Here is a 24,955-nt window from a genome sequence, read left to right on the forward strand (position 1 = left end):
TATGTTTAAAACAATAAACTAATCAAAAATAAACAGTCATCCAATTATGCAAAACACAATTGTTCGCGCCCTACCTTAGATTTTAATAGGCATAAGACGCAATTGCCGTTGCAATTGGTTTATCTTCATCATTGACCATCGTCATACGCATGGTGCAGCCTTTACGCCCTAAACGCAAAGTTTCCGCACGGGCAATAAAATACTTGCCGCGTCCCGGTGCTAAATAATCCACTCGCATATCTATGGTAGCCAAACGAGTGACTTTTTTAATGGTATCGGGCAAATCGTCAGGTTCTGTCCGTTTATATAACTCCCCCATTGCCACAATACCGCCCACACTGTCCAAAATGGTTGCAGCAACACCACCATGTAAAATTTGGAAAGCCACGTTGCCCACCATATACGGTTGCATCTCAATATAAGCTTCAATTTGACCATCTACCACACGCATGCTCATGCCATTGTGTTGAAAAAATGGCGATCCATTAAATGCATTGACCAATTGTCTTAGCACGACATCAATATCGACTTTCGCGCCTAAATGTATATTCCCAGTCCAATTTTTCTCTGCATTACTCATAACGTGCCCAAAAGTCCAAACAACTCAATTTACCAACAATAAAAACAGCCAATGTATGCCCAAATGAAATTTAAGGGGCTACAATAGTCGTCTAGTTTAATACTGATCAGTGAGATTTTTATGACCTATACGTTCAATCGCCCTGCATTTCCTGCCACTCGTATGCGTCGTATCCGTAAAAATGATCAATTACGCGCCATGGTTCGCGAAACTCACTTAACCACAGATCACTTGATTTATCCTGTATTTGTTTTACCGGGACAAAATCAAACCCAAGATATTCCAAGCATGCCGAATATTCAGCGTTTATCGGCAGACTTATTACTCAAAAAAGCCGAGCGTTTAATGCAGCTGGGTGTGTCTAAACTGGCATTGTTTCCAGTCACGCCACAAGAAGATAAAAGCCTGACCGCAGAAGCAGCATGGCGTGAAGATGGCTTGGTGCAAAACACACTACGCCTGCTGAAAAAAGAATTGCCAGAGATGGTACTTATTACCGATGGCGCACTCGACCCGTACACCACTCATGGTCAAGATGGCATTATTGATGACACAGGCTATGTCCTGAATGATGAAACGGTTGAATGTCTAATTAAACAGGCTTTAAGCCATGCCGAAGCGGGTGCAGATGTGGTTGCGCCAAGTGACATGATGGATGGCCGTATTGGTGCGATTCGTCAGGCGTTGGAAAGCAACGGGCACATCTATACCTCTATCATGGCTTATTCAGCCAAATACGCCTCTAGCTTTTACGGCCCATTCCGTGATGCAGTCGGTTCTGCCAGCAACCTCAAAGGCGGCAACAAATACAATTATCAAATGGATATTGGCAACCGCGCCGAAGCCTTGCATGAAATTGCACTGGATATTCAAGAAGGTGCAGACATGGTGATTGTAAAACCAGGTATGCCTTATTTAGACATCGTACGTGAAGTGAAAGATAACTTTGGTGTGCCAACCTTTGTCTATCAAGTGAGTGGTGAATACGCCATGCTTGCTGCCGCGATTCAAAATGGCTGGTTGTCGGACAGTGTGATTATTGAATCGCTAATGAGTTGCCGCCGTGCAGGTGCAGATGGTATTTGGACATATTTTGCCGAAGAAGCAGCACTCAAACTTAAAGATATGGCATAAACAGGCGACTTTCATGCACATCGCAATCATTGGTGCAGGCATCAGCGGTTTGTTGTCTGCACTCGAACTGGTAGAGCAGGGCTGCTCTATCAGTATTTTTGATCAACAACAAGCAGCACAAGCGGCATCATGGGCAGGTGGTGGAATTCTTTCTCCCATGTATCCATGGCGTTATCCTCAAGCGGTCAATGACTTAGCCCAATTTGCCAAACCGCAGTACCAAGCATGGAATGAAAAACTCAAACCTATTACAGGCATTGATTTTGAAATCCATGAAACAGGCATGTTGATTTTTGATGAAGATGATTTTGAGATTGGTATAAATTATGCCGAACGTCATCATGAACCGATGCAGCAAGCTGAATGTCTGAATCGGGAACAGCTCGAACAAATTAACCCGCATATCCACCCCAAATTTAAACAAGCCCTGTATTTCTCACAACTTGCCAATGTGCGCAATCCGCGTTTATTACAATCGCTCACGCAATATTTGAAACAACATCCGCGCGTGCGATTTTTTGAACACTGCCCAATTCAGCAATTTCAGATCACTGAAGATCGTATTCAAGCCATTCAATCTGCCGATGGTCGCTTGCATCGTGCAGATCATATCGTGCTTGCGACAGGTGCATGGTCACAGCACTGGGCGGCACAACTGGGTTTAGAGATTCCTGTACAGCCTGTACAAGGGCAAATTGTGTTATTTAAAACCCCTGCACAATGGTTGCCAAGCATGTGCATGAACAAGGTGATGTACTTGATTCCACGTCAAGATGGGCATGTGCTATGCGGTTCCAGTATGCGTCACGTTGGTTTTGACACCACACCAAACCCGCAAACCCAACAAGATATTTTAACGGCTTGTTTTGAAATGGTGCCTGAATTGGCACAGTTCCCTATTGTGAAACAATGGGCGGGTTTACGTCCAGGCTCGCCTACAGGTGTGCCATATATCGGCAAAGTGCCAAGCCTAAATAATGTATGGATGAATTTCGGACACTTCCGTAATGGCTTATGTATGGGCACTGCTTCAGCGCAGTTATTAAGACAGCTCATGCTTGGGCAAGAAACGATTGTTGATCCTGCCGCTTATGATCCAAAGCAGTTACAGCCCACCTCAATCTGTGCATAACACTCAGCAGCATCCTCTGTTTAAGTAGAGGATGATGCACCCAGACAAGCCGCTAGCGCCTGTTCAAGTTTTGGATATTGAAAGCAATAACCTGCTTGTTCTAACGCTTGTGGTTTGACATATTGCCCATTCAGCACCAATTGCGATTGCTCGCCCAATAACCAACGCAAGACAAAAGCAGGTAACACCAAAAATGGACGACGTTTTAAAAGCCGAGCTGCGGTTTCAGCAAAGTCTTGCTGACTGGTTTTTTCAGGTGCAACCACATTCAAAATTTTGGCGTCTACAGGTTGCATCATTAACCAGTGAATGGCCTGTAAAACATCTTGTATATGCACCCATGCAACAGGCTGCCGTCCATGCCCAATCCGCCCGACGGCATTTAAACGAATTGGTAATAACATTTGCGGTAAAATGCCGCCACCGTGTCCAAACACCACACCCAAACGCATAATTTTAGTATTTTGCTGGCTAAAGCTTAACGCAGCTTGTTCCCATTGCTGACACAACTGCGACATAAAAATATCTTGTGCTGCACTGTGTTCGGTACATACTGCTGACCATTGTTCCTGCGGGTCAATTCCGTAATACCCCACTGCCGAGCCTGAAATAATACACTTGGGGAAAATACGGCGCTTTTCAAGATATTGATATAAGTGCAGTGTGGTCTGAACTCGACTATCAAGCAATTTTTGTTTGCGTGCTGCTGTCCATCTGCCCTGCCCAATACTTTCTCCCGCCAAATTAATCACATAATCAATTTGGTCGGTGTCGAGTTCATCTAACTGCTGAATCCAGCGTAATTGTGGATGTTTGGATACTCGATTGGGCTGTCGGGTTAGCCCCACCACCCGATAATCCTGTTGCAATAAAAACGGCAACAATTGTGAACCAATAAAACCACTTGCCCCTGTTACCAGTACCAAAGGTTTATGCATCTTCCAATCTCAGCATGATGAAAAATATAGTTTTAGCTATACGTGATTTAGACTGAATGTTCAAGTCTAAGCAAATCATCATCACATAACTGATCATGTATATTTGAAGAAAATCAGATATTAACAACTTCTTTTATCAGCCAAACATTTTAACTGCCATACGCTGTGCCTGTTTACCATAAAACCAATAGGTCAGCAGATACAATGGAATTGCGATCAACAAGAACATGATCACCACCACACTCATAAATTGCGGCTGTTGCAAATACTGTAAAAAATCTTGCCAAATGCTTGGGTTTTGGCGAGAAAATATCGCCAAACCTAATAATAAAAACGCCAAGTTATAGCCCCAAAAAATCAGGCTAAATCCTAAAGTAAATGTCTTGCGTTCCTTGTCATTCGGCGCACGGTGTTGTTGTTTTAAAAACTTATACAGCACTAAAATCATGGCAACCAAATAAGGCACCGCAGTTAAAATCCCGCCTACACCCGCAGGTAATAATGCAGCCAATACGCCACAAATACAGGTCATCACAAAGCAATACAAGAAAAACCAGATAAAATAACGGCTTAGCGATACCATAAAGATGACTCAGACAAAAGATTCAGCCTAGTATAAAAAAAATTGATTTTTTTTTCATGAAATTGTCAACCGAATACAAAAGCCTGACGTTATATAGGCTACAAGGTCACAACAACCGTTAATGTGTATGGCATCCACAATATTTTCGGTGACCTGACTAAAGCAATAAATCGCATACAGTCATGCTTTGAACAGCAGCCAAAGCTTTACTGTATCGCAAGTTTTTCTTTGACCGACGATTTCATCATCACTCGAATCGTCGGTCTTTATTTTTTAAGGTCTTTTTTTAGCCTTTCTAACATCAGTATTTTAACTCTCTATATTTTTCTATACAGATCACGACAGATTTTACTTTCCCTTCTCTTTAAAATCTCTGCGACCTAAATTGTCGCTTTAAAAGCAGAAAACTGGTTTTTTGCCGCAGTGTTGCGCTCAGTTATGTTAAGTTATCCCATAATTCAACATCAAGATTGGAACACGCATGGCTGTTCATTTTTTACATACGTCTGATTGGCATTTGGGGCAATTTTTCCATCACCATGAACGTGAATATGAACATACTGAATTTTTAAATTGGCTCTTAACTCAAATTAAAAGCAAACAGCCGAATGCCCTGCTCATAGCAGGCGATATTTTTGATGTGGTCAATCCTGCTTCGAGCGCTCAGAAACAACTCTATCAATTCCTTACCGATGCGCATGTGCTTGCTCCACACATGCAAACCTTAATGATTGCAGGCAATCATGACTCTGGGTATCGCATTGAGCAAGTTGAACCCTTTTTAGACCGCTTCAACGCCAAAGCTGTGGGCGTGATTGGTAAAACAGCCGAGCAAAAATTAGATTTAGATAAACTCCTAGTGCCTATTTATGACGCTGCGCAAAATATTGTGGCATGGTGTCTGACCCTGCCCTATTTACGCAGTGCAGAAATTACAGGTTTAAATGAACATAGCAGTGACAATCAATCTGCGGTTGCTTACTTACATCAACAACTGATTGCAGAAGCCAAAGCCCGTAAACAACCCGATCAAGCCCTGATTTTAATGTCACATGCACACATGCAAGGTGGCGAAACTTCCGACTCAGAACGCCCAATTGTAGTGGGGAATGAAGAAGCCTTATCGACTGCGCTGTTTGATGAGGTGATTGACTATGTCGCACTCGGACACTTACACAAACCGCAACAGGTCGGACAGCCACACATTCGCTATAGCGGCTCACCCATCCCTTTATCATTTAGCGAGCTGAATTATAAACACCAAGTCCTTGAAGTTAGGATTGATCCATTACAGGCAGATGCACAGCGTTTCCAATATGAAAGCTTGCTTATTCCACGTACGGTAGAGCTGCTTCGGATTCGCTGTGAACTTTCTGAATTAATCACTAAACTTCATCAATTGCCAAAAGATGAAATTGCAGAAGTTTGCGCACGGCATTTTTTAGAAATTGAATATATCAGCGATGCCCCGCCACCCATTGATTTACGCCAACAAATTGAACAAGCACTGCCTGCCAACCGCTATCGTTTACTGCGCATTGCACGACGCTTTCAAAACTGTGAAAACTCGAACGTGCAACAATCAAAAATTGATTTAGAGCCGCCTACGCCTGAAAAATTATTTTTAGATTTATGGGAAAAAATGGGCTATCAACCTGACCCAGAAGTGAGCCAAGATTTTTTACAGCTTTTGGCCGAAGCCCAACAAGAACTTGATCAGAATAAAGCTTAAGGATTTGCCATGAAAATTTTACGTTTAAGTTTAAATAATTTGGCATCTTTGGCAGGCACGCATGTCATCAATTTTGAAGATGAGCCACTGGCACAGGCAGGTTTAATTGCAATTACGGGCAAAACTGGTGCAGGCAAATCGACTTTGCTGGATGCCATGTGTTTGGCACTTTATGACGAAATTCCACGTTTGAGAGGTGCAACAGGCAGCCTGACCGATACCGCAGGCAAAGAAATTTCCTTAAAAGATTCTAAACATATTTTACGTCGTGGTACGACTTCTGGCTTTGCAGAACTTGAATTTATCGCGCTTGATCAAAAACGCTATTCGGCACGTTGGCAAATTCGCCGTGCGCACAATAAAGTGGATGGGAATTTAAAAGTTGAACGTGCCATCACCTGCTTAGATGAACAACGGGTTTTAAATCAAAAAATTTCTGAAGCTACGCCGATTGTAGAACAACTGATTGGTCTTAGTTTTGAGCAATTCACACGCGCAGTATTATTGGCACAATCGGAAGTTGGGGCATTTTTAAAAGCCAAAGACCATGAACGGGCAGATTTACTTGAATATTTAACCAATTCGCAAATTTTTACCGAAGTCAGTAAACGTGCAGCCGTTAAATTTAGTGAAATTAAACAAAAGCGAACAGATCTTGAAAATGTCATGGGGCATGTGGTGCTCCTCAGCGATGAAACACTAAAAGACTTAGAAACCCAACAACATGACCTAAGTCAACAATTAGCTTTGCTGACCCAAACCGAAAAACTGTATGAAAATGATGTGAAATGGCACAAAGATTGCCATGAACTCTATGCCAGCACCCAAGCTAAAAAAGAAATATATGATGTTCAAGTCGATGCCGATCTTAAACTCGCCTCTCAAAAACAATTGCTCAAACATTTAGATGAATTTCAAACCATCCGCGAGCAATTTGTCTTGCGTCAGCAAGCAGATACCGAGCTAAAAAATCTGAATCAGCAGCTTTTGAAATTTGAACCAAACTTGCAACAAGCGGAATACGCACAACAGCAAGCGATTAGTCAGCAACAGCAAGCGGAAAAAGACCTTCAGGCATGGCAGCAGCATGTTGAACAATTGAAACCACAACTTGAAATTGCGGCACAGTTACAACATGAAATTTCTAGCAAACTTCAACAATATACCGCTTTGGATGCTGCACAAAAATTATTTGCAGAGCAGCAAATTCAGCCTGTGAAAAATAATTTGAAGCAACTGACGACTCAACTTGCAACCGAGCAACAACAACAGCAACATTTACAACAGCAATTCAAACAGACTGCGGCATGGGCAAATTTTGATGATAATTTAGCCCTTACGTTGCAACGTCTGCAAGATTATTTGCAGCTTGAACAGCAGCTACGTCAGCAAAACCCTACGCTGTTCCAATCTGCATTAGATACTTTAATTGAGCAACAACAACATACACAGCAACAACTGTTGGTTTGGGAAAAACAATATCAACATCCTGAACAACTTGAGCAGCAACTCACGGCAGAGCAACAGCAATTACAACATGCTTTAAAGAGTGTGCATGTTTTAGAGCGCTTGCAACAGGCACTTGAACAATGGCAACAACAGACCACCCTATTTGAGCAGTTACAACAGCGTCAGCAAGAAACTTTAAGTCTGCAACAGCAGACACAGACTCAAATTCAAACCCAACAGCAGCAAGTGCAAATTACTGAACAAGCCTTGCAACAATTACAGCAGATTTTTGAACAGCAGCGTTTATTGCAGCATCAAAGTGTGCAGGATTTACGTGCCCAATTAAAACCGAATGAAGCCTGTATGGTCTGCGGCAGCCATGAACATCCGTTTATTCAGCATGAAAATTTACTCAGTGACGCTTTAAACCAATTGCAGGATCAGCAATTGCAGCAGGCCAAAACTGAATTTGAGCATGCGCAAAAACAGCTACAACAATTGGAGCGTGCTCGCAGTCAATACGATGCAACTTATCATCAACAACAACAACGCAGTCTTGAACTGCAACAGCAACTTGAACAACAACAGACATTGGTGCAACAGCTTGCAACATCCTTATCTTTAGATTTGGATGCAGCGCTGCCTGTTGCAAAGCAAATTGAACACGTACAGCAACATTGGGCAACAACACATCAATCCACTCAACACTTGCAGCAGAGTATTCAACAAGCAAACGATACCCTGAAACAATGGCGCAATGCTGCACAGCAGGCAGAACAACTCAAATATGCTATTCAACAACGCCAAGACCTCGCTCAGCGTTTACAGCCTATTTTGTCGCTTTTAGATGCAGAACAAAGACACGCTTGGCTCAATCAACCGATTGAATACTATCAAAATGCCTTACAACAGTTAGAGCAACGTCATCACTTGCAGCAGCAGCAAGTTCAACTGAGCAAAACGATTGAACAACTGACTCAACAACAGCAGCAAGTGCAAGAAAAGTTGCTATTTTTACAACAGCAACATGCAGAGAAAACCCTACAACTGCAGCAGATTAAAACTGCAGGAAGTGAGCTGCGTGATCAAATTAAGCAGCTTACAAGAACTCATGCGGGATGTGAATATCAGACCTATCAAGAATGGCAGCAGGCTTTAGATCAGCAACAACAGCAACTCAATCTTGCACTTAGCACACAACGAACTGTACTTAATCAAGCAGAACAGGTGTTAAAAGACTTACAACTGCAAAAACATGGTTTGGATAGTAGAATTCAACAGCGCATGCAGCAACACACTGAATGTCAGCAACACATTGCAACGTGGCAAGCGACACACACGCATTTTCAAGCCAGCATCATTGATAAATGTTTACAGATTTCTTATGCCGAACATCAGCAAATACGCAACATGCTGCAGCAACAACAAAACAGTTTGGAGAGTGCTAAAACGGCTTGGCAAACATTGGAAGAGCAATATCAAAAACACTTAAAGCAACAGCCACAACTGAGTTTTGACGAGGTCACCACGCAACTGGCAGCGCTACAAACAGACAAAGCCAAACAACAGCAAAACTATAATGAGATTGAGGCACAGCTACGCCTGAATAGCACCAATCAAGGGATTTTTGCTACCTATCAAACTCAAATTGAAAGTATCAAAGCTGAAGAATACCGCTGGGGACGTATTTACGATTTAATTGGGCATAAAGAAGGTACGAAATTTAAGAAAATTGCTCAAGAACATCACTTGGATATTTTGGTGGAATACGCCAATCAGCAATTGCTGCCACTGAGTTCGCGTTATCAGTTGCATCGTATTCCTGACAGTTTGGGGTTGGCGATTATTGATTTAGATATGAACAGTGAAATTCGCCCTGTTCTGTCTTTATCGGGTGGCGAAACCTTTTTGGTTTCTTTAGCTTTGGCACTAGCAATTGCCAATATGGCATCTGGCTCAATGAAACTGGAATCGCTATTTATTGATGAAGGCTTTGGCACCCTCGACCCGACTTCCTTGCACATGGTGATGAATGCCTTAGACCATCTGCAAAGTCAGGGACGTAAAGTGGTGCTGATTTCGCATATTCAGGAAATGCACGAACGAATTCCTGTGCAAATTCAAGTCAAACCAGTGGGTGCAGGGGCAAGTGAAGTCAATGTGGTGGGTTAAAGCCAATACTGCCTAAAATCTGAAGATTATTTGTCGATTGAAGAATTATTGAAATGACTGTGAGATTTCAGATTTTAGGCTTCCATGAAGTTGTATTGAATTTATTTTAAAATCACCCACACTTTAAGTACTTAATTTTATGGATATAAAAACGATTATTCTCTTTGCTGTATTGCCCAGTTTAAGTATTATTTTTCTCACATGGTTAATACGTTTCCCTAAACCTTGGGTTTTTAAAGCGGTTTTAATTTTTGAAATCATTCTCACCGTCTGCACTTTAGTCATTGAGTTGGATGCAAGAAAAACACCTGGAAATAGCGGTTGGACCATCATTTTCACAGGCTTCTTTCAGTTCTGTTTTTTGCTATTTTTACTGATTGCCCGTATTCGAATCTGGATAGAAAATAAATCTTGAATGTCTACTTCACCTATTTACTGGACGGGAGTGGCGCTTTCTAAAAATAGTGAAGGTTATTAAAAATAATCTACACAAGCCAAAACTTTGACAGCTTTACAGCATACATAACTAAAAAAGCCTCGACATCCTGTCGAGGCTTTCTAGATTCAGTTTTTGGTATAACTCCTGTCGTACCAAGCACTTCCGTGTTGTTCTATTTCTTATTCTTCTTATTTAGGAAACTCCCTGTTTCCCGATAAGTTCATATTAAGAAAATCCAACCTTCAGCACTAGCCGCAAAATTCCGCATTTCATGTCAGCCAAAACGTACAAGATAATGTTTGCAAAATCTTGGCAGATTCTTTGTTTATCTAGCAATTAAGCCTTGGAATAGTCACGTGCGCCAAACAATGCTGTCCCAATCCGTACCATAGTTGAACCTGCTGCAATTGCGGCATTTAAATCGCCCGACATGCCCATACTCAAAGTATCCCAATCTTCAGGTTGTGCATGTTGTGCTTTCACTGCATCAAACAATTGTTTGGCATCTTGAAAAGCTTGAGGATGATCAGGTGCAGGAATCACCATCAAACCGCGTAGTTTTAAATGCGGTAATTGGCTGATCTGTCGGACTAATTCTGCAACTTCGCTCGGCTGACAACCATCCTTCGTGTCTTGCGCATCAATATTTACTTGTAAACAAATATTCAGGGGCACTTGTTGAGCATCGCGCTGATTCGATAAACGCTCGGCAATAATCAAACGATCTACCCCATGCACCCATGCAAATTTTTCTGCCAAATGTTTGGTTTTATTGCGTTGCACATGCCCAATAAAGTGCCATTCAATTTCTAAATCACTCAGGGCCTGCATTTTATCCAAAGCTTCTTGCAAATAATTTTCGCCAAAAGCGCGCTGCCCTGTCGCATACATTTCACGCAAGGCTTCACTCGGATGAGTCTTAGACACCGCCAACAATTGCACCGTATTTGGCTCGCGCTGAGCCAAATGGCATGCCTGTTGAATTTGTTGCAAAACCTGAGTGCGCATAAGCTGCAGATTATTCATTGATGCATTTCTCATTTCATTCATCTTTTTTTAGCTTGTCCAGCAACTAACAGTTGGTTAAGCTGATGGAAAGCCGTATTATTCTATCAAAATAATTAAGATTTAATTGATCTCGGGGACTTTCATGGATATTACAGAATTATTGGCGTTCTCCGCTAAAAACGGCGCTTCGGATTTACACTTATCTGCGGGCATGCCACCACTGATTCGTGTGGATGGTGAAGTTCGTCGAATTAACTTACCAGCATTAGAACATAAAGAAGTACACAAATTAGTGTACGACATTATGAATGATAAACAACGCCGTGATTTTGAAGAAAACCTAGAAACTGACTTTTCTTTTGAAGTGCCTGGCGTGGCACGTTTCCGTGTGAACGCATTTAACCAAAACCGTGGTGCAGGTGCGGTATTCCGTACCATTCCATCAAAAGTATTAACACTTGAAGATTTAGGCATGGGGCAAATCTTCAAGGATATTTGTGAATATCCACGCGGTTTGGTTTTGGTGACAGGGCCAACAGGTTCAGGTAAATCGACCACCCTTGCGGCGATGATCGATTATATTAACGACAATCGTTATGACCACATTTTAACGGTCGAAGACCCAATCGAATTTGTACACCAATCTAAAAAATGCTTGGTTAACCAACGTGAAGTACACCGTGATACACATGGCTTTAATGAAGCACTGCGTTCAGCGCTGCGTGAAGACCCTGACATCATCTTGGTGGGTGAGATGCGTGACCTAGAAACCATTCGTTTGGCACTGACCGCTGCGGAAACAGGTCACTTGGTATTTGGTACGCTACACACCACCTCGGCGGCAAAAACCATTGACCGTGTCATTGACGTATTCCCTGCAGAAGAAAAAGACATGGTTCGTGCCATGTTGTCTGAATCTCTACAAGCCGTCATTTCACAGTCTCTGCTGAAGAAAAATGGCGGCGGTCGTGTTGCTGCGCATGAAATCATGATTGGTATTCCTGCAGTACGTAACTTGATTCGTGAGAACAAAGTAGCGCAAATGTATTCGGCTATTCAGACTGGTGCAAACTACGGTATGACTACACTCGACCAAAGCCTGAAAAACTTGGTATCGCGTGGTGTAATTAGTCCACAGACTGCACGAACTGTTGCGAAGCAGCCTGAATCATTCTTATAAGTTTAAAATTCGAGATACGCGATGGACTTTAATGATTTACTGAATTTGATGATTCAGCAAAAAGCGTCTGACTTGTTTATTACTGCCGATGTTGAACCGTCCATGAAAATTCATGGACAAATTGTGCCTGTTGCCAAAAGCAAACTGACAGGTGAAATTGTCGGGCAGTTACTGAACTCAATTATGAGTGAAAAGCAGCGCAAGGAATTTGCCGAAACACGTGAATGTAACTTTGCCATCACCAACCGTGAAAAATCGGCACGTTTCCGTGTCAGTGCATTTCAGCAACGTGATGAACCTGGCATGGTACTGCGCCGAATTGAAACCAAAATTCCAACCATGGATGAGTTAAAACTGCCGCCAATTTTAAAAGATTTGGCAATGACCAAACGCGGTATTATCATCTTTGTGGGTGCAACTGGTACTGGTAAATCGACCTCTTTGGCATCAATTATTGGTTACCGTAACCAAAATTCCAAAGGTCATATCATCACTATTGAAGACCCGATTGAATTTGTACACGAACATGCAGGCTGTATTATTACCCAACGTGAAGTGGGTATTGATACCGACTCATTTGAAGTGGCATTAAAAAATACCCTGCGTCAAGCGCCAGATGTGATTCTAATTGGTGAGATTCGTTCCCGCGAAACCATGGATTATGCTATTGCCTTTGCCGAAACCGGTCACTTGGTTTTTGCAACCCTGCACGCCAACAACGCCAACCAAGCCATTGACCGTATTATTCACTTCTTTGAAGCAGACCGTCATGGCCAGTTGTTTATGGATTTATCGCTGAACCTCAAAGCAATTGTGGCGCAGCAACTCCTTCCAACTATTGACGGTAACTCACGTCGTGCTGCAATTGAAATTTTAATTAACTCACCGCTCATTGCAGATTTAATCCGTAAAGGTGATGTAAACGAAATTAAAGATTTGATGAAGCGTTCACGTGAATTGGGCATGCAAACCTTTGACCAAGCCTTATACGATCTGTATAAAGCCAAGCAAATTAGCTACAAAGATGCACTCAAGCACGCTGACTCACCAAACGACTTGCGTCTACAAATCAAGTTATCAGAAGAAGGTGGCGACCGTTTATTGCATGCTACATCTAATATCACCTTTGATGGGCAATAAACTCAAAACAGATAAGAAAAAGGCTTCCGTAATGGAAGCCTTTTTTGTATTTCTAACTTATTTTTTACGCAATGCTTCACGACATTCAGGCGCATCGCAATAACCATATAAATTTAGTGAGTGACCTGTTAATTCAAAACCGAATTTTTCTGCCACATCGTGCTGTTCTTTTTCAATAGTATCATTAATAAATTCAACTACTTTACTACAGTTCAAGCACACCAAATGGTCGTGGTGATCTTCCTGCATAATTTCAAATACAGAGTGGTTGTTCTCAAAATTATGACGCTCAATAATCCCAGCAGCTTCAAACTGTGTTAACACACGATACACAGTTGCTAAACCCACATCTTCGCCCTGATCGAGTAAAGTTTTGTAGATGTCTTCTGCACTTAAATGATGTTGTTTTGAATTTTCTAATAATTCTAGGATTTTAATTCGTGGAAGGGTAACTTTAAGTCCAGCTTTGCGTAATTCTTGATTTGAAATAGGCATGTAAAAAGGTCTCTCAACAAAATTAAAGTTGGAATATGCAACAAAGTTAAGATGCAGTATGATCTAACACTGGATCAAATGCATCATAATTAATTTGGGATAGTGTAGCAAAATGCAAAAAATCATGTTGACGTTATTGGTCACTTCACTGCTCGCAGGCTGTTCGACCTTGGGCGTTTATAAAGTAGATATTCCACAGGGTACGCCTTTAACCCAAGCGCAAGCTTCAAAAGTCCAAGTCGGTATGAGTCACCAACAAGTTCGCTTTTTACTGGGCAGTCCAACCATTTCCGATCCAATGAACCCGTTACGTTGGGACTACATTTACAATTATATCCCAGGAACTTATGCTAAAAAAGCCAAGATCCCTGCCGCGCATGGTCAGCATTTGAAAATCTATTTCGATCAAACTGGTATCGTGCAAAAAATTGAAGGCTTAGAAACCATCCCAGAATCTCAACCTGGTCTACCAGGATCGAAAGAAGCGATTCTCAACGCGCCACCACTATAGCCCCTTTAAAATAAAAAGAAACCCCTCGCTGAGGGGTTTTTCAAATCATTTCAATTGTCTGAGGCGATTGCTTTTGGCATAGCGCCCTACAGGGTTCTTTTCAGCACGCTTACGCCGAATGTCTTTCGGGTTAATGGTCAAAGCACGATAAATCTCAACCCGATCACCTGCTTGTAATACATGCTGCGGCTCAACCCGTACGCCAAAAACACCTACCATCAACGGTTCAGGCAATGTCGTTGCTGTCACAAGTCCACTTTGCTGAATTGCATCCAGTACAGTCATGCCCTGCTGAAATGCGACAGCCACATGCCATTGTTGTTCGGGTGTGGCATACGCCACCCAAACCTGCGCCATTTGACTCATGCGATCCACTGTCCAATTAACGCCACCATCGCCACTACGATAGATACAGGTAACACCACACGTACCGCAATACGCCAAATGTTATAAAAGGCTTCACTGCTAAAGTTCATGGCTTTACGCAAATGGCTGATTTTCATAATCCAGCCTGCAAAAATTGCGTAAATCAAACAAATAACTAAGCCCCAAAGCAATAAGGCAAAATTAAATACAGGACCAATGGCAGGAATTGCCCAAACCAAAGTTGCTGCAATCAATACAATCCACTGAATCGCAACCGCCATTTGACGTTGTGCCAATTGTTCACGTGCCAATTGCAATAGAACCGCTGCTGCTGCAACAGTTGCCACCACCAAAGCCAACGCTGGAATTTGTGCTTGCACGGCAAAGAATGCAAAAGCAACGACTGCCAATAGCTGTGCAATCCAAATTGGCAATACCGTTGAGGTTGCTGCAGATTGTTGCTGTACTTGCTGCAAACTGGTTTGCCAGTACAAGCCCATGCCTAAACCACTGGCCACCAAAGCCAAAACGGTTGCACTGCCCCATTCACTAAACTCGATTGAGGTGACTTGCCATGCAGGAAGTTCTGAACCCATCACCATTGCTAAAACCAAAGCCGCCACAATAGCAACAGCAGTACACAACAATAAAATTTGACGCGGAACTAATGACAATGCCAGTGCTAAAACAGCCACAATCACAAATAAGACATGACTAGCCAAGTCTGCAGCGGCATATTGATTTAAAATTTGCGCAGCATTAGACAACAAACCGCCTGCTAAAAATGGAATGAACACCACTGCAAGCCAGCCCACCAAACGCCATTTTTGAGAAGCATCGGCATCACGGGTTAAACTTGAAAGTGCTTGTAATGCTGTCGTTTTTGAGCGTTTGGCTAAGGCAATTTCCAAATAAGTAATCGGTAATGCCAAAATCAGCATGGTTGCTAACCACAACAACCAAAAGTCGAGCTGGCGCTCAACCTGAATACCTGTCATTGGTGCGAGTGTGGCAATAATAATGAATGATAAACCAAATGCCATCAGCGGCGATAACCATCGTGACATAGCATTGTCCTGCATGACGCTGTCCTAATAAAAATCTACGGCTATTTTGCCTTTGTCATCAAGGAAAAGCAAAACCTCAAAAAAGAAAAAAGCAAACTATCGTTAGACAGTTTGCTGCGCAAATTTATAATTTTTATTCTTTCATTTTTTATGGCTTCAGACTTATGAGAAGAAACGAGCGAACCAACCTTTACCTTTCTTCTTCTCATTTTCCTTAATAATGCCCATCATATTCTCTTTCACAGCACCAACATAATCGGCGTCATCGTGTTGAATATGATTAATTAACCATTTTGATAAGACTTCATGCAATTCGCCTTCAATGGATTGTCCCATTTCAAAACGATCGCGATAAGACTCAATTTTTTTAATGAATAAATCATGCACACGTTTATGTGGTACGCGGTATTTATAACCCGCTTCTTCTTGTAATGATTCTTCAAACGTAAAATGCGACTGGGTGTAATCAATAATATTATTTAAAATCTGCTTTACACGTGCTCGATCTGTACCATCGCTAATTTCAACAATTTCATTAATATAATCGAGGATACGTTTATGCTGATCGTCAATCACATCGATACCAGTGTTGTATTCTGGAACCCATTTCATCTTCATACGACCACCTTACAGAAATAAATGATTAATCACATTGCGGAATGGTAGCCGTATTTCCCATAAATAAAAATGAAGCGAATTGGTAGGGATTGGTTTAAATCGCACAAAAACAACACAAGACATTGATTTAAATAAATTTTAACAAAAATACCCGACTAAAAGAATCAATTATTAATTAACCAATTTATACATTTTCATTCTTGATTTAATTGAATTATACAATAATAAAATGAATATTTTTCAACCACACATACCCGTATAAATTAGTATTGATCCGCTTTGGTGATCCGTCTTAATTCAGGATTTAAACGCTCACGTTCCAAACGCGCAATATGTGTCATTTGGGTTTTAATTGGGCGTCCATGTTGAAATAAAATCATTTCACCTGGCTGAAATGCTGTCCATGTTTCATTTTGAGTCAAGGGTTCAGTGGTAATCACTGCCACACAATCCTCTGCTGTGGTGACTTGGCTAAAATCAACCTCAACATCTAAATCAATTAATTGTGCAGGCTGAAATGGATAAGCACGCACTAACCAATGTAATTTGGTCACCGCATAACTAAATAATGCCTGACCATTGGACAAACAAAAATTAAAAGTGCCATGTTCTGCAATTTTAGGAGAAATTTCGGCTAACAAGTCAAAAATTTGCGTCAGGCTCGGTTCATCATAACCAAAATGATTTACCAATTGATCTAACAAATAACAAAATGCACGTTCACTGTCGGTATTGCCCACAGGGGTAAAACGACCTGATAAACGTGGATGAAAGTCATGTAAATCACCATTATGGGCAAAAATCCACTGGCGTCCCCACAACTCACGACTAAACGGATGTGAATTTTCTAAATTAATTTTGCCTTGTGTCGCTTTACGAATATGGGCAATCACATTACGCGATTTGATGGGATAGTTACGGATCAATTCTGCAATGGGTGACTCCACTGCAGACTGGTTATCGACAAATAAACGGCAAGCTTTATCTTCAAAAAAAGCAATGCCAAAGCCATCAGAATGATCTGAGGTGATTCCTGCGCGCTGCGAAAATCCCCGAAATGAAAAGGTAATATCGGTAGGTGTCGCACAATTCATTCCAAGCAACTGACACATAAGGCCTTATCTTTATACAAATAATGAAATTATCTGATTATTGTGCATCAGCCATGTGGATAATTCAAATCTGAAAAATATAAATAGATTTCTACAGTACCACTTCATAGATATGCAGTGCTGTAGAAATCTCTGCTTAATTATTCTAGTTAAGATGCTTTCACTTTCTTTTGGCGAATAAAATGTTTCGCCATTTGTTTCACATCTAACAAAACAAAATAATCTAGACAGTTAAACTCACGGTCATAAAATGCTTGCTCAGACAGCTTAGCATTCATTTTCAGATAAACATCAAACAGTTTAGGTATTCGTTCATCTTGGCTAAAGCTATGACTTGGACAACTTGGCTCAAACGGCTGCTGTGACTGAATATCGCAGCGTTGATTTTCTGCCAATTGTTGAATCGCTTGATGGGTATGATACGCGCGTGCTTCATTACCTTCCAAACGAATACTGACACAGCCAATCATGTGTTTGGCACGCATTTCCCATAACACTTTAGGCACTAAATTCAGCCATAAAATAGAGAGTGTTTTGCCTGAACGATAACGTGGATGCACACAAGTACGCCCCATTTCGACAATATTCGAGAGATGCCCTAACTCATCTATAATTTTAAACTCGTGCGCACTATAACTGTTGGCTAGCTCATGCCCTTGCCAAAGTTTTAAACGAGTATAAGCAACAATTTCACCCGTAGATTTATCTCTGAGTACGGCGTGTTCACAGCCAAAATCGTACAAGTCCTGATCTAAACCCGATTCAAATTCAATGCCAAATTGCTTGGAAAATTGCTGTGCACGAAAGCGCTGTACTTCTTGTAGTTGCTTTAAATTTTCAACCCATTCAAACGCATATTGCGTAGCTTTGCTGTTTTTTTTCTGTGCTTTACCCACTTTAACCATAGGAAAGCTAAACTGCTGACGATACTGATTTAATTTTTGTAGCATCATAGATACCTCATGTTTTCTCCTACACTAGGACAGCAGCATGACACTATGATGACCGCGATTTTAGCGACTACAATTTTAAGATTGCAGGATAGGTGCAAAGCAATTTCAAGGATGCTGAATCAACAAAATTTCAGTTTCTTACCGTAAATTTGACATAAAAAAGAGCTTCAATTGTGAAGCTCTTTTAGGGATCATCTTATAGAGTTTTATTTACGCGTTTGGACACGGTTGGTAATTAATGTTCCCACACCATGATCAGTAAAGATTTCCAATAAAGTAGCATGTGGCACACGACCATCTACAATATGTGCACTGATTACACCGCCTTTAACTGCATCCAATGCACAACCCACTTTTGGAATCATGCCACCGTAAATCACGCCTGTATCAATTAAACGATCTACTTCCTGCGTAGTCAAACCAGTTAACAGGTTTTTATTTTCGTCTAATACACCCGTAATATTGGTCAGCAAAATTAACTTTTCCGCACCCAATGCTTCGGCAACTTTACCTGCGACTAAATCGGCATTAATGTTATAGGTATTGCCTGCATCATCGACACCTAAAGGTGCAATCACTGGAATAAAGTCGCTGCTGGTAAACATTTCCAACACGTCGGTTTTGACACCCACCACTTCACCCACCAAACCAAGGTCAATTTGTTGTACTTCGCCTGTTTCAGTAGTTTTTTGCATCAATAATTTTTGTGCGCGAATCAAGTTACCATCTTTACCCGTCAAACCAATGGCACGACCGCCATGTTGGTTAATCAGATTGACGATAGATTTGTTAACGCTACCACCCAAGACCATTTCTACGACTTCCATAGTCGTAGGATCGGTGACACGCATGCCATCAATACGGTCAGACTCACGTCCCAATTGCTTGAGCATAGAATCCACTTGTGGGCCACCGCCATGCACCACAATCGGGTTTAAGCCTACAGTCTTTAACAACACGATATCACGAGCAAAAGAACTTTCCAGCTCAGGATCGGTCATGGCATTGCCGCCATATTTCACAACAAGGGTCTTGCCCGCAAAACGTTGAATATACGGCAAAGCTTCAGTCAAAATTTGCGCTTTGTCGATACCAGTCTGTTGATGTGGCATTCGCCTCTCCTTATTGAGCATCTAAAATGTCTTGGGCGATTTCAGGGTATCGCTCACTTAACATGGAAACAAATGTATCGCGAATATCATTCAGTCGTGATGGATTATCGGCATCAAAACGCACCGTAAAATATTCGCCTGTATTGGATGCTCGAATAATGCCAAATCCATCTTCAAAATCAAGTCTTACACCATCTATTTTACTTAATTCTGCACCACTGCGATGGCTAGAACTTTCAACATCATTTAAAACCGCACTCGGTTCAATATTCCGTGTGCTGATATACGTGTCTTCAGTGCAGCAACGCTCAGGGTATTTCTGCATCAATGCCGAAAGGCTGCTGTAATTACTGTGGCTTAAATATTCCAACACGCGCAGCGCTGCGTAAATACCATCGTCATAGCCAAAACCACGTCCATCATTGAATACATAATGTCCTGCGTATTCGCCACCGAACACAGCCTTGCCTTGCGACTGCGCCAAATAACGCCGCAAGAAGGTACTGCCCGTGCGAATCATCACCGCTTCGCCACCCAAATCACGCACGGTATTGCGCACCATAGTGGAGCATTTTACATCAAACACCACTTGATGCTGAGGATGAGTTTTTAAACACATTTCTGCAAATAAAGACAGCAAACGATCTGCTGAAAGCACATTGGCATGTTCATCCAAGAGGACGACACGATCACCATCGCCATCTAAAGCAATGCCAATGTCCGCCTGATGTTCACGCACCGCAGCTTTTAAATGTTGTAAGTGTTTTTCTTGTGATGGATCGGGTGCATGTTCTGGAAAATGACCATTGGCTTCGCAGCGTAAAGCAATCACCTCACAGCCCATTTTTTGCAAAACCAAAGCAGCGCAATGACCTGCCGAACCATACATCCCATCTAAAACCACTTTAAAAGTGCCCGCCAGTTGAATATCGTTCAACATTGCCTGCTGATATTGCTGACACGCATCTTCAATAAATTCATGTGAAATGTTGGTGGCGTGTTGTGAGGCGATGGATGGTGCTGCATCGGTATTTAAATAATATGGCGCTGCATCGTGTGCCACGTGTTGAATCATTTCAGGGGTTGGCGGTTCGCCCTGCACAATCCATTTAATGCCGTTGTCTGATTTTGGATTATGACTGGCCGTAAGCATAATGCCATTGCCTGCCGTGTGTCGTGCCATAAAATACAACATCGGGCTAGAACAACAACCCACCATCGTCACTTGAAATTGATGGGCAAGAAAGACTTGGCGCATAATTTCAGCATAAGCGGGGCTATTTAAACGCGCATCATAACCAATACTAATTTGAGTTTGCTTTTCTTGTTGATATTGTTGCACCAATCCTTGTGCAATGGCGTGTACCAATTTCGCGGTCAGCACAGTTTCTTTGCCACGAATGTCGTAAGCGCGAAAAATATGCTGAGGAAAAAGTGTTTGTGGATTGTTCATAGGCTTACAACTACAAAGATGAGCCAACATAAAGTGAATAAATCTTGGCTCGAGATATTTTGAAAATTCTAATTAGATTTTTTAATTGATGTGCAATGGTCTCATCAGAGCTAGTGATTTACTTGTCATTATTAGTACATCTTTCGTTACTTTTCAAGAATTGTTGGTAAAGTTTCAGATAAAACTTTACCAAACGATATAGGCTGAAACCTAAGTAACTTAGTTTTTGCCCGTATGCCCAAAACCACCTGCACCACGTTCGGTGGCAACAAATTCATCTACTTGTTCAAACTTGGCCTGTACCACAGGAACCAAAACGTATTGCGCTAAACGCTCACCAGGTTCTAAGCTAAATGCTGTTTGGCTACGGTTCCACACCGAAACCATCAATTCACCCTGATAATCTGAATCAATCAAACCCACCAAGTTCCCCAACACGATGCCATGTTTGTGACCCAAGCCTGAACGCGGCAAAATCATGCCTGCAAAACCTGTATCTTCAATATAAATCGCTAAACCTGTTTTGACCAATACTGTTTGACCCGGCTCAATCACGGTGCTGCTGTCTACACAAGCACGTAAGTCCAACCCTGCCGAACCTGCGGTTGCATAAGTTGGCATTGGCCATTCTGTGCCTAAACGTGAATCTAAGACTTTAACTTGAACTTTCATGAAGTTTATCCTGTTTTTAAATTTTCAATGTAATTTCGATATAAATTATGCCCTTTGATGCTGTACTTGCATCAACACCGCTGAATGTTTTTCAGCGCTTAATCAGAGCACGTAAATTTTCCAAATAATGCTGTGCCTGTAATTTCGGATCGACATCACCGGCTAACTTTTTTTTACGTCCGAGCCATTCCAATTCATCTTGTGGTAATTCATCCAAAAAACGACTTGGGGTCATTTGTTTCATTTGCCCGCCCGCTTTGCGCTGCTCTGCCAAAGTAATGGTTAAGCCCTGACGTGCACGAGTAATCCCCACGTACATCAAACGGCGTTCTTCCTCGACAGTATCTGCCACAATTGAGTTTTTATGCGGTAAAAGCTCTTCTTCCAAACCAATCAAATACACGTACGGAAATTCCAAGCCTTTGGACGCATGCAGGGTGAGTAAATTGACTTTATCGGTGTCTTCTTCTTCCTGTTGCTGTTCGAGCATATCGAGCAGCACCATTTTACGAATCACGCTTTCAATATTCTTTTCATCGACATCTTCAGCACGGTTAATCAAACTTTGGATGCTGCTATATAGAACTTCGATATTATCTAGCTTGGTTTTTTCCTGCGCAGGGGTAGCTGCTTGCTCTTTAATGTAGTCGATATAACCTGCTTCGAGCATCATTTGACGGATGATTGGCACAGGCTCATCATCTTCCAATAAATTACGAGTAAAATTACCAATAAAATCTGCAAACTCTGCCAACTGTGTCGTGGCTTTTTTCGGAATTGCCATCGTCAGACGCTGATCACCTGCGGCAGCCAATAATGACAAATGGTTTTCTTGTGCAAACAGCCCTAGTTTTTCCAAAGTCACAGGACCAATCGCACGTTTAGGCGTATTAATAATGCGCAAGAATGCGCTGTCATCTTCAGGATTAATAATCAAACGCAAATAGCTCATGATGTCTTTGATTTCAGCGCGCGCAAAGAACGATTGACCACCGGAAAGCTTGTACGGAATTTGCATTTGGCGTAATTGGGTTTCCAAAATGCGCGCCTGAAAGTTACCACGATACAAAATCGCATAATCTTTCCAGCTTTTGCCATTCATCAGTTTATGAGTGAGTAAGTCTTTAACCACACGTTCTGATTCATCATCATCGTTACGGCAAGTGATCACCCGAATCACTTCGCCATGACCTTTGTCTGACCAAAGTTTTTTATCAAAAATATGTGGATTATTGCCAATGACGGTATTGGCCGCTTTTAAAATGCGACTGGTCGAGCGATAGTTTTGCTCAAGTTTAATCACTTTTAAATTCGGGAAATCATCTTTCAGCAAGGCCATATTTTCAGGCTTGGCACCGCGCCATGCGTAAATCGATTGGTCGTCATCACCTACCGCAGTGAACTGCCCCATCACACCCACCAATAATTTCACCAAGATATACTGTGCGGTGTTGGTATCTTGATACTCATCGACCAATAAATAACGGACACGGTTCTGCCATTTGTCACGCACTTCAGCATTTTCTTGCAATAAACGGGTTGGCATCACAATCAAATCGTCAAAATCGACTGCGTTGTAAGCTCGTAAATTACGTTCATAGAGTTGATATAAATGCGCAAATTGAACGTCTTCTGGCGTTTCGCAGGTGGTATGTGCCTGCTCTGGTGCAATCAGATCGTTTTTCCAATCTGAAATCATCTTCATGGCTTTGGCAATCAGTTCCTTGCTTTCTGCACCCGACAAATTATCGCGGTGCATTAAATCCATCAGAATACGTTTGCAGTCATCGGCATCCAAAATAGAGAAGTTGGCTTTTAACGGCGTGTGTTTTAATTCAAAACGTAATAAATTCAGACCAAAGGTGTGGAAAGTCGAAACCGATAATCCTTTAGCTTCTTCACGTGACAACAATTTGGTCACACGCTCTTTCATTTCTCGTGCTGCTTTGTTGGTAAAAGTCATCGCTGTAATACGATACGCAGGAATCCCGCAATGCTTAACCAAATAGGCAATTTTTCGGGTAATCACCGAAGTTTTGCCTGAACCTGCACCTGCAAGCACTAACAAGGGTCCTTGAGTGTATTTCATCGCTTCAAGTTGCTTGTCGTTTAACTGACTTGCCAGTGTCATAGTATTTCCTCTATTTCGGTTCGAGCTCGATTATAGTCATCTCCGCCAAAGATGACTAATCTAAAATGCTACTTTAGACGTCATTGTCTATTTGCTGAGTAGACCCTAGAAATTGCTTGCATAAAAAAACCGCCCGAAGGCGGTTCTTTACAATCTATACAATGCCAAATTATTGGATTGCATAAATGCTGATTTCTACACGACGGTTTTGCTCACGACCTTCTGCAGTAGCATTCGATGCGATTGGGTTTGCAGCACCGTGACCTTGTGCATTAATACGTGAAGTTGATACACCACGGCTAGCCAAGTAGTTTGCAACCGATTGTGCACGTGCTTGTGACAATGGAATGTTGATTGCGTCGTTACCAGTGCTGTCAGTATAACCTGTTACCAAAATACCGCTCTTGTTATCTTGGGTTAGCGTTTGCGCTACTTTGTCCAAGGTAGAATAGAAGTTTGGTTTGATGTTTGATTTGTTAGTATCAAACGTGATGTTACCCGGCATGATCAAGCCAACAGAACCATCGGCATTACGGTTTACTTCTACGCCTGTACCAGCCATTTGTTGACGAAGTTGTTTTTCTTTATTGTCAAGATAAACACCCGCAGCAGCACCCACTACAGCACCAATCGCTGCAGCACGGTTGTTTTGTGCGCTTGTATTTGCGTTACCTTTAGAGATGCCATAACCCGCAGCAGCACCAATTACTGTGCCTAACGCAGTTTTGTCATATTCCATACCACCAAGGTTGTTACCAGTCGTTTGACAACCAGTTAAAACCATTGCCCCTACGACTGCTGCCGAAATTGCTAATGCACGCATGGCATGCCTCCTTACTTGTGTTTTGTTGTATATGCTGAATATTGAATGAAAAAATATACTTAGACCATTGATTTTTTGTTAATAAAGAAACTTTTACTTACAAATATACATGATCATGTACAAATCTTGGTATAACTTCATCACAATTTCTACAC

Annotated in this window: 23 protein-coding genes; 8 read left to right on the top strand and 15 right to left on the bottom strand. The window is 41.8% G+C overall.

Going from position 1 to position 24,955, the window contains the following annotated elements; all coding sequences use genetic code 11:
- Nucleotides 1-82: 82 nt before the first annotated feature.
- Nucleotides 83-580, bottom strand: a complete 498-nt coding sequence (locus FTT91_RS11385; protein ID WP_180038158.1) for a thioesterase family protein — start codon at nt 578-580, stop codon at nt 83-85.
- 120 nt (nt 581-700) lie between these two features.
- Here FTT91_RS11385 and hemB point away from each other — a divergent pair, with 120 nt between their 5' ends.
- Both hemB and thiO read left to right on the top strand, forming a co-directional pair.
- The gene (hemB, locus tag FTT91_RS11390) at nt 701-1,714 is read left to right on the top strand and encodes a porphobilinogen synthase (protein ID WP_004975342.1); all 1,014 of its coding nucleotides are present in this window, start codon (nt 701-703) and stop codon (nt 1,712-1,714) included.
- A gap of 13 nt (nt 1,715-1,727) precedes the next feature.
- Nucleotides 1,728-2,846, top strand: coding sequence for a glycine oxidase ThiO (gene thiO / locus FTT91_RS11395; protein WP_004975341.1), 1,119 nt, complete (start codon nt 1,728-1,730; stop codon nt 2,844-2,846).
- Nucleotides 2,847-2,866: 20 nt separating this feature from the next.
- On the opposite strand, the gene FTT91_RS11400 is transcribed toward thiO, so the two are convergent.
- Complete coding sequence (locus FTT91_RS11400; RefSeq protein WP_180169473.1) at nt 2,867-3,784, bottom strand: TIGR01777 family oxidoreductase; 918 nt, start codon at nt 3,782-3,784, stop codon at nt 2,867-2,869.
- 136 nt (nt 3,785-3,920) lie between these two features.
- Complete coding sequence (locus FTT91_RS11405) at nt 3,921-4,367, bottom strand: ABZJ_00895 family protein (protein WP_168418227.1); 447 nt, start codon at nt 4,365-4,367, stop codon at nt 3,921-3,923.
- Between the two features lie 481 nt (nt 4,368-4,848).
- Between FTT91_RS11405 and FTT91_RS11410 the strand changes: the two genes are divergently transcribed.
- From FTT91_RS11410 to FTT91_RS11420, 3 genes are all read left to right on the top strand, one after another.
- Nucleotides 4,849-6,099 (top strand): exonuclease SbcCD subunit D C-terminal domain-containing protein, encoded by a 1,251-nt coding sequence (locus FTT91_RS11410; RefSeq protein ID WP_104852401.1) that lies wholly within the window; start codon nt 4,849-4,851, stop codon nt 6,097-6,099.
- Nucleotides 6,100-6,108: 9 nt separating this feature from the next.
- Nucleotides 6,109-9,720: an SbcC/MukB-like Walker B domain-containing protein gene (locus FTT91_RS11415; protein ID WP_180169474.1), complete on the top strand. Its 3,612-nt coding sequence runs from the start codon at nt 6,109-6,111 to the stop codon at nt 9,718-9,720.
- Between the two features lie 139 nt (nt 9,721-9,859).
- Nucleotides 9,860-10,135: a hypothetical protein gene (locus tag FTT91_RS11420; protein ID WP_004975329.1), complete on the top strand. Its 276-nt coding sequence runs from the start codon at nt 9,860-9,862 to the stop codon at nt 10,133-10,135.
- A gap of 360 nt (nt 10,136-10,495) precedes the next feature.
- On the opposite strand, the gene FTT91_RS11425 is transcribed toward FTT91_RS11420, so the two are convergent.
- Nucleotides 10,496-11,185 (bottom strand): YggS family pyridoxal phosphate-dependent enzyme, encoded by a 690-nt coding sequence (locus FTT91_RS11425; RefSeq protein WP_180169475.1) that lies wholly within the window; start codon nt 11,183-11,185, stop codon nt 10,496-10,498.
- Between the two features lie 124 nt (nt 11,186-11,309).
- On the opposite strand from FTT91_RS11425, the gene FTT91_RS11430 reads away from it, so the two are divergent.
- Both FTT91_RS11430 and FTT91_RS11435 read left to right on the top strand, forming a co-directional pair.
- Nucleotides 11,310-12,347, top strand: a complete 1,038-nt coding sequence (locus FTT91_RS11430) for a type IV pilus twitching motility protein PilT (RefSeq protein WP_168418233.1) — start codon at nt 11,310-11,312, stop codon at nt 12,345-12,347.
- 21 nt (nt 12,348-12,368) lie between these two features.
- A complete protein-coding gene (locus FTT91_RS11435; RefSeq protein WP_180169476.1) occupies nt 12,369-13,487 on the top strand; it encodes a PilT/PilU family type 4a pilus ATPase in 1,119 nt (372 codons plus the stop codon).
- 57 nt (nt 13,488-13,544) lie between these two features.
- On the opposite strand, the gene fur is transcribed toward FTT91_RS11435, so the two are convergent.
- Complete coding sequence (gene fur, locus FTT91_RS11440) at nt 13,545-13,982, bottom strand: ferric iron uptake transcriptional regulator (RefSeq protein WP_004975325.1); 438 nt, start codon at nt 13,980-13,982, stop codon at nt 13,545-13,547.
- A gap of 112 nt (nt 13,983-14,094) precedes the next feature.
- Here fur and FTT91_RS11445 point away from each other — a divergent pair, with 112 nt between their 5' ends.
- The gene (locus FTT91_RS11445; protein ID WP_168418235.1) at nt 14,095-14,493 is read left to right on the top strand and encodes an outer membrane protein assembly factor BamE; all 399 of its coding nucleotides are present in this window, start codon (nt 14,095-14,097) and stop codon (nt 14,491-14,493) included.
- 45 nt (nt 14,494-14,538) lie between these two features.
- On the opposite strand, the gene FTT91_RS11450 is transcribed toward FTT91_RS11445, so the two are convergent.
- The 10 genes from FTT91_RS11450 to FTT91_RS11495 form a co-directional block, all read right to left on the bottom strand.
- The gene (locus FTT91_RS11450; protein ID WP_180169477.1) at nt 14,539-14,859 is read right to left on the bottom strand and encodes an RnfH family protein; all 321 of its coding nucleotides are present in this window, start codon (nt 14,857-14,859) and stop codon (nt 14,539-14,541) included.
- A complete protein-coding gene (locus FTT91_RS11455; RefSeq protein WP_180169478.1) occupies nt 14,856-15,941 on the bottom strand; it encodes a hypothetical protein in 1,086 nt (361 codons plus the stop codon). The genes FTT91_RS11450 and FTT91_RS11455 overlap by 4 nt, the downstream gene beginning before the upstream one ends.
- 147 nt (nt 15,942-16,088) lie before the next feature.
- Complete coding sequence (locus FTT91_RS11460) at nt 16,089-16,544, bottom strand: bacteriohemerythrin (protein ID WP_096902263.1); 456 nt, start codon at nt 16,542-16,544, stop codon at nt 16,089-16,091.
- Nucleotides 16,545-16,807: 263 nt separating this feature from the next.
- Nucleotides 16,808-17,656 (bottom strand): class II glutamine amidotransferase, encoded by an 849-nt coding sequence (locus FTT91_RS11465; protein WP_004975313.1) that lies wholly within the window; start codon nt 17,654-17,656, stop codon nt 16,808-16,810.
- A gap of 149 nt (nt 17,657-17,805) precedes the next feature.
- Complete coding sequence (locus tag FTT91_RS11470; protein WP_026438333.1) at nt 17,806-18,606, bottom strand: GNAT family N-acetyltransferase; 801 nt, start codon at nt 18,604-18,606, stop codon at nt 17,806-17,808.
- Nucleotides 18,607-18,815: 209 nt separating this feature from the next.
- A complete protein-coding gene (gene argB, locus FTT91_RS11475; protein WP_004975310.1) occupies nt 18,816-19,721 on the bottom strand; it encodes an acetylglutamate kinase in 906 nt (301 codons plus the stop codon).
- 10 nt (nt 19,722-19,731) lie between these two features.
- Complete coding sequence (locus tag FTT91_RS11480; RefSeq protein ID WP_004975308.1) at nt 19,732-21,174, bottom strand: phosphomannomutase/phosphoglucomutase; 1,443 nt, start codon at nt 21,172-21,174, stop codon at nt 19,732-19,734.
- 219 nt (nt 21,175-21,393) lie between these two features.
- Complete coding sequence (gene dut / locus FTT91_RS11485; RefSeq protein WP_096902692.1) at nt 21,394-21,846, bottom strand: dUTP diphosphatase; 453 nt, start codon at nt 21,844-21,846, stop codon at nt 21,394-21,396.
- A 91-nt stretch (nt 21,847-21,937) separates the two neighbouring features.
- Nucleotides 21,938-23,977 (bottom strand): UvrD-helicase domain-containing protein, encoded by a 2,040-nt coding sequence (locus FTT91_RS11490; protein ID WP_180169479.1) that lies wholly within the window; start codon nt 23,975-23,977, stop codon nt 21,938-21,940.
- A gap of 169 nt (nt 23,978-24,146) precedes the next feature.
- Nucleotides 24,147-24,800, bottom strand: a complete 654-nt coding sequence (locus FTT91_RS11495; protein WP_104852412.1) for an OmpA family protein — start codon at nt 24,798-24,800, stop codon at nt 24,147-24,149.
- Nucleotides 24,801-24,955 lie beyond the last annotated feature (155 nt).

It is taken from the genome of Acinetobacter sp. YH12021 (assembly GCF_013420145.1).
Lineage (GTDB): Bacteria > Pseudomonadota > Gammaproteobacteria > Pseudomonadales > Moraxellaceae > Acinetobacter > Acinetobacter towneri.